This window comes from Bacillus sp. AFS001701 (assembly GCF_002559405.1).
Classification (GTDB): domain Bacteria; phylum Bacillota; class Bacilli; order Bacillales; family Bacillaceae_G; genus Gottfriedia.
Map to the genome: position 1 here is coordinate 1 of NZ_NTZO01000216.1, position 5,311 is coordinate 5,311.

The 5,311-nt window shown below is 33.0% G+C and carries 7 protein-coding genes; 1 reads left to right on the forward strand and 6 read right to left on the reverse strand.

All coding sequences use genetic code 11. The features are described from left to right. Window positions 1-126: 126 nt before the first annotated feature. From CN514_RS14770 to CN514_RS14785, 4 genes are all read right to left on the reverse strand, one after another. Window positions 127-834 (reverse strand): DNA alkylation repair protein, encoded by a 708-nt coding sequence (locus CN514_RS14770; RefSeq protein WP_098233248.1) that lies wholly within the window; start codon window positions 832-834, stop codon window positions 127-129. A 223-nt stretch (window positions 835-1,057) separates the two neighbouring features. Further along, window positions 1,058-1,486 (reverse strand): hypothetical protein, encoded by a 429-nt coding sequence (locus tag CN514_RS14775; protein ID WP_098233249.1) that lies wholly within the window; start codon window positions 1,484-1,486, stop codon window positions 1,058-1,060. A 274-nt stretch (window positions 1,487-1,760) separates the two neighbouring features. Continuing rightward, window positions 1,761-2,468, reverse strand: coding sequence for a hypothetical protein (locus tag CN514_RS14780; protein ID WP_098233250.1), 708 nt, complete (start codon window positions 2,466-2,468; stop codon window positions 1,761-1,763). 140 nt (window positions 2,469-2,608) lie between these two features. After that, complete coding sequence (locus CN514_RS14785; protein WP_286141697.1) at window positions 2,609-3,535, reverse strand: endonuclease/exonuclease/phosphatase family protein; 927 nt, start codon at window positions 3,533-3,535, stop codon at window positions 2,609-2,611. A gap of 363 nt (window positions 3,536-3,898) precedes the next feature. Between CN514_RS14785 and CN514_RS14790 the strand changes: the two genes are divergently transcribed. Next, the gene (locus tag CN514_RS14790) at window positions 3,899-4,081 is read left to right on the forward strand and encodes a hypothetical protein (RefSeq protein WP_069034392.1); all 183 of its coding nucleotides are present in this window, start codon (window positions 3,899-3,901) and stop codon (window positions 4,079-4,081) included. Between the two features lie 115 nt (window positions 4,082-4,196). On the opposite strand, the gene CN514_RS14795 is transcribed toward CN514_RS14790, so the two are convergent. Continuing rightward, a complete protein-coding gene (locus tag CN514_RS14795; protein ID WP_286141698.1) occupies window positions 4,197-5,003 on the reverse strand; it encodes a DUF817 domain-containing protein in 807 nt (268 codons plus the stop codon). Between the two features lie 49 nt (window positions 5,004-5,052). Further along, entirely contained in the window at window positions 5,053-5,271 is a 219-nt protein-coding gene (locus CN514_RS14800; RefSeq protein WP_098233252.1) for a helix-turn-helix domain-containing protein, read from the reverse strand. Between the last annotated feature and the right edge of the window lie 40 nt (window positions 5,272-5,311).

The window sequence follows — 5,311 nt, forward strand, 5'->3', positions numbered from 1 at the left end:
GTATTTAGCCAAGGAGAGAAAAGATTGCTCTCCTCATTTTTATTATTACAATTAAAAACGAGGAATATCTATTTTAAATTTTAAAAAGAGGGATCTATCTGCTTTAATTTGCCTAATAAAAATTCATTAACACCTTACATGTTTTCGTTTAAATCCTAATAGCCCTTTATCTAAATCTTTTTGAATTTTCTCAGAGCAAAGTAAAATGGTGCTTTTTTTCTTGTCCTTTTTCATTTCGACTGGACCAATTGCTTTTGCAGTTTCAACAGCTTTTTCATGTTGAGGTACATATGAAATGGCTACTGTGTAAACAAAATTATTCATTGCAGATTTTGTTCGTTCAGGAGATTCATGGATTGTATCTTTCACCTGTTCAAGAAGGTCTGAAATCTTGATCGCGTCAAATTCAGTATCCGAGCGATTCCCTAAAAGCCAACAATAACAGCTCCAACCAGCTGACATTTTAAGTTCATCTCCGCTTGCAATCCATTTATCGGCTACCTCTTGCGCAATATCGGCTTCAGCTAAAGTAACTGCAACTACATAGTCTGAAAGCATATAGAAATATGCTCCATCAATCCAACTTTCAAAGTCTTCTTCAGTCATTTTCAAAGGCTCTGCAATAATCCCCGCAAAATACATCGCATCGTAATTACCTGTTACATATAATTGATTCGCTAATTGTTGATCCATTTTAATTTTCTTAGCAATCGGCTTCATTGCGCCTGTTGCCACTCCAAATAGTGGCTCATGTGCCCCGTTACTTATGTATGTCTTTTTTGTCCGCTCCTTACCTAGTGCTTCTAGCTCCTGCATAACCGTTTCCAAATCCACCGTTTTACACTCCCTTTCTTCACATTCCTACATTGTTTCCTTTTATCCAAAATTTTTATCAAGAAATACTAAAATAGCACACAAAATCAATATAACAGTACTTTTTAAACTACTACAATGTTATATCATTTCTGCTACTACTAAATATCCAACCAATTCTTCCTTATAACATCAAAAAAATAAGTTGCCATGACAACTCATTTACTAAAACATTATTTAATCATTACAACTCTATGTAATTTATTATATTTTTTATTGATTTGGCATTCTCAATACCAACGCTTCGAAATCCGTTAAATCCATTAATTTTTATGATGGCACCACTTTTTGTGAACCAAAGTAATGAACTATATTCAACTGTTTTATCTATTGGACTTCTGAATGATAACTGAACATCATATTTAGCTAAATCAACAATTGGCTTTTCAATTTTTTTACTAAATAAATAGATCTCTTCTAATTGATTTAATTTTTCCTGTTTTTCTACATTTCCCGGTTTAAATTTGGTTACATTATTCCCGAACTTTGTCTGGTTATAACCAATCCATATTTCATTTTTTGCTTTGGTAAACTTCATTTTTTCAAAATAAAATCCACCTAAGCATAAAGATAGGATTACTACGCATATCAAAAATATATATGGCTTTCTCAATTATGGCCCCTCCGTAAAAAAGATCCGTTTTCCAATATGATATAACCATATTTTACCATTTCCAAAAGTAGTTTAATATAAAAATTTTTCTAGTTTCATCTATCTTTCACATATTTTACTAGTTGTTTTTCGATGACTAGATTTCGGTGGATTGTACATAATTGATTTGAGTTTTGTCCTATGTATTGGGATTATTATGTAAAGCAAAAACTCGCTAAAAATAATTAGCGAGTTAATTTTTGTATTTAATATAGGTGCATATGTATTTAAAACATTAATTTGGTATAAATTTTCCAATCTCATTTGACAAAATTGAAGTATCCCACGGATACCAGTAGTAGGTAGCTCCGTCAAATTCAATCGTATACTTATAAGCGATTGGTTCATCTGTATACAATACAATTTCATAGTGAGTAGAATTTGTATGATCATTGTTTGGTTGAAAATTTGAATCTTCCTTACTATTCTTTAAGATATCTAGAAAGTCAACTATTTTTTCTTTGTCTTTAATCTCAGATATCTTTTTCGCGCTAGGTGAATAAGATTGGTAGATTTCAATCAGATCTACTTTTTCGATTGGTACATCTTTAAAATACCACTTATAATCAGTTGTCCCTTTTGCAAAATAGATTCTATACCCATTTATTGCAGTTTTGTCTTTTAAGGCAATTAATTCAGGATTACCCTTGATTGAATAAATGTCCGTTCCTTTCTCATGGAATGCTGCATCTCCGTCTTTTATTTTATAACTGGGATTTGTAACATGATCTGCTACCCTGAATTTTACTTCCCCTACTTTTTCATCAATAAATTCTTCATTAGCTAAAATTCCTGATTGTATTCCATCGTACTCAACCCCGTTCCATCTTACAAAGTCTACCCAATCTATAATTGATTGACTTTCTGAAGGGATGAAACGACAAGCGACAAGTAGTAAAGGCAATATGATAAACGATAGCTTGAACAGACTAACTCTTTTCATTAAAACCTCCTTAAAAATTCACTATTTTACATAGTATTCAATTTCTTTAATGAAATGCCCTTCATAGATTCAGCAATAAAGTTGAATAAATAAATGACCGCCTTGTGTAAATTTGCGGTCATTTCTCATTCAGTAGTTATTTAATTATCATCATGATTGTATTTCAAGCTTAATCTTGAAAATAACCCTGCATGATCCGAAGGCCAAAGTCCAGTTTTTGTTCTGTCACTCTGAGAATTTCCGATTAGATGAGCCGTTAGTGGATTCCAGCCGTTTTTATAGTAGATATAATCCACTCTTTCGTTCAACAAAGATACTGAATTTAATAAGTTTGGTGCCTGATGTCCAGTAAACCCTTGTCCTATTCCAAAGAAATTCCATCTATCATTTAAGCCCGCATTAACAAATAGATTGTATGTCGTGCTATTAGGAACAGCATTCATATCTCCAGAAATAATAACTGGTAACTGTGTATTTGCCGGTCCTTGTAGGATTTCGGTTGCTTGAGCATTGCGAACAGCTTCATCATTTGGTTCCAAATGTGTATTGATTAGTTTGAAAACTTTTTCCCCTTTCTTTACTTCTAAAGAAGACCATCCGCGAAGCACTGTTATAGCTTGTCCTCCTACAGGTAAAGTTAAATTTGTTTGAAAGTTTTCTTCATGTTTACTAATAATCTTCCATTTAGAATCCTTCCGAATCAATATGGCATCCCTATCTAAATATTGAACTAAATTTCCATTACTATCAGGTAGTTCCACCGATAGATTATCGTTCTTAGCTCCAATTTTGTATTTTAATCCGAGTTTTTCTAATTCACCTATCAATAATTCAATAAAATCGAAAGTAACAATCCCAAATGTAGGGATCATTAGCTGTAATAATTCAGCCTCTTGTAAACCAATAAAATCAGGTTTTTCTTTTGCGATTCCTCGAGCAATTGCCTTTACGCGAGTCGTAATGTCAGTTGCTGAAATTGCTGAAAGACTTCTGTTACACGCTGGGGAATTTGTGCCAGTGTTGCTCCTATTAACGGCGTGAGATCTGCTCCCAAATAAAGATTCCACGTTTGGATTGATATATCATGTTTATGCCTTGAACTCAATTATTCTTCACTCCTATTATTATTAATCTCTATTAATAGATGAAATAGAATAATAAGTGAAATGGCGATAAGATTAAAAAGTGGTTAATTGATAGAAAAGAAATAGTGTTAACTTCCATCTATGCAAAAAGTACTAGAGAATCAATTCTATTAAAAGTATAAATTGTACACTAAACGCCACACTTCTCTTAATTTCACTAACTGCATTCATATGAAAACGATCTCTAATTTACCGTGACAAACGCACATTTTTTATAAAAGTTTGTATTTGAAAGCACTTACATTTTAATTGCACATAAAATATATTGAATGGAGGGATGAATGAATGGAAAGAATTTTTTTAATGTTAGCTAGTATTATTGCTGGTTTTGCTTTAATCAAAATGCCTTTAGCAGGCACATTCTTATCAAGTGTAGAGCCATTAACAGATTTAATTGGTATTTTAGCTATTTTAATTTTCTCCCTTTTCCTAATATACAAAGGGTTTATGAATCTTATCGGTAAGTAGGAAGTATATTAGGTTTAGAAATATACAAACGATACAAATTATTAAATAAACCTGTATCAGATTACTAGTTAATCTAAGATACAGGTTATTTTTTTGATGCCAAACATAAATACTTCTACATTTTTGCTTTTTTAGTGTTCTTTCCTTTAACCCGCTTTAACGTTGCTACAATCAAAAAGCTTACAATTACTAATAAAAGCCATGAACTTACTTTACCTAGATGAACTAAACTCCAAGCTACCGACTGATTAGGATATTGCCAAGCACCAAAAAACGTTGCAATATTTTCGGCTATCCATATAAAAAATCCGATTAGCACGAAAGATAGTGCGATTGGCATACGGTACCTGGTTCCATGAACTTCATAAGTGACCCAAGATTTCCAAAAAACAATTATGACAAGCCCTGATAACCACCAACGAACGTCAATCCAAAAATGGTGAGTAAAGAAATTCAAATAAATGGCTGCTGCAAGTGAAGCAACTACCAAAAATGGTGGCCAGTTAATTAGTTCAACATTCAACCTTCTCCACGCTTGACATAAATAACTGGCAACACTTGCGTACATAAATCCACTATATAGTGGCACACCAAATAGTTTGGAGTATCCTTCCCCCGGATAAGCCCAAGATCCCATATGTACCTTAAAAAGTTCAAGCGCAAGTCCAATTAAGTGAAACAGTGTGATGACCTTTAACTCATCCAATGTTTCAAGCCCTGTACGCACCATTAACCACTGCATCAAAATACAAATCAAAAGTAACCAATCATATCGTGGTAGTAATGGAAGTGGCACAACTTTAGTAAAAGCTAAAGAAGCAAAAATCACAACAGGAAAAATACATGATAAAGCTTGCTCCCAACCAAATCGAACTAGTTGTTTGACCGCTCTTAAAAAATGTGACTCAGCCTTTTGAAGTATTAAATTCACCATTAGCTCTCCTTCATAAATTGATCTCAATCTCAACTAACTACTTGTTGTCTTCATCATTTTGGTACTCTAAAATATCTCCAGGTTGACAGTCTAAGGACTTACAAATGGCTTCTAAAGTTGCAAAACGAATCGCTTTTGCCTTACCGTTTTTCAATATAGAAAGATTCGCCATCGTAATCCCAACCTTTTCCGAAAGCTCGGTTACACTCATTTTCCTTTTTGCCAACATCACGTCAATATTAATAATAATTGCCATTTTCTTCACCTCATACCGTTAAATCATTTTCTGATTTTAT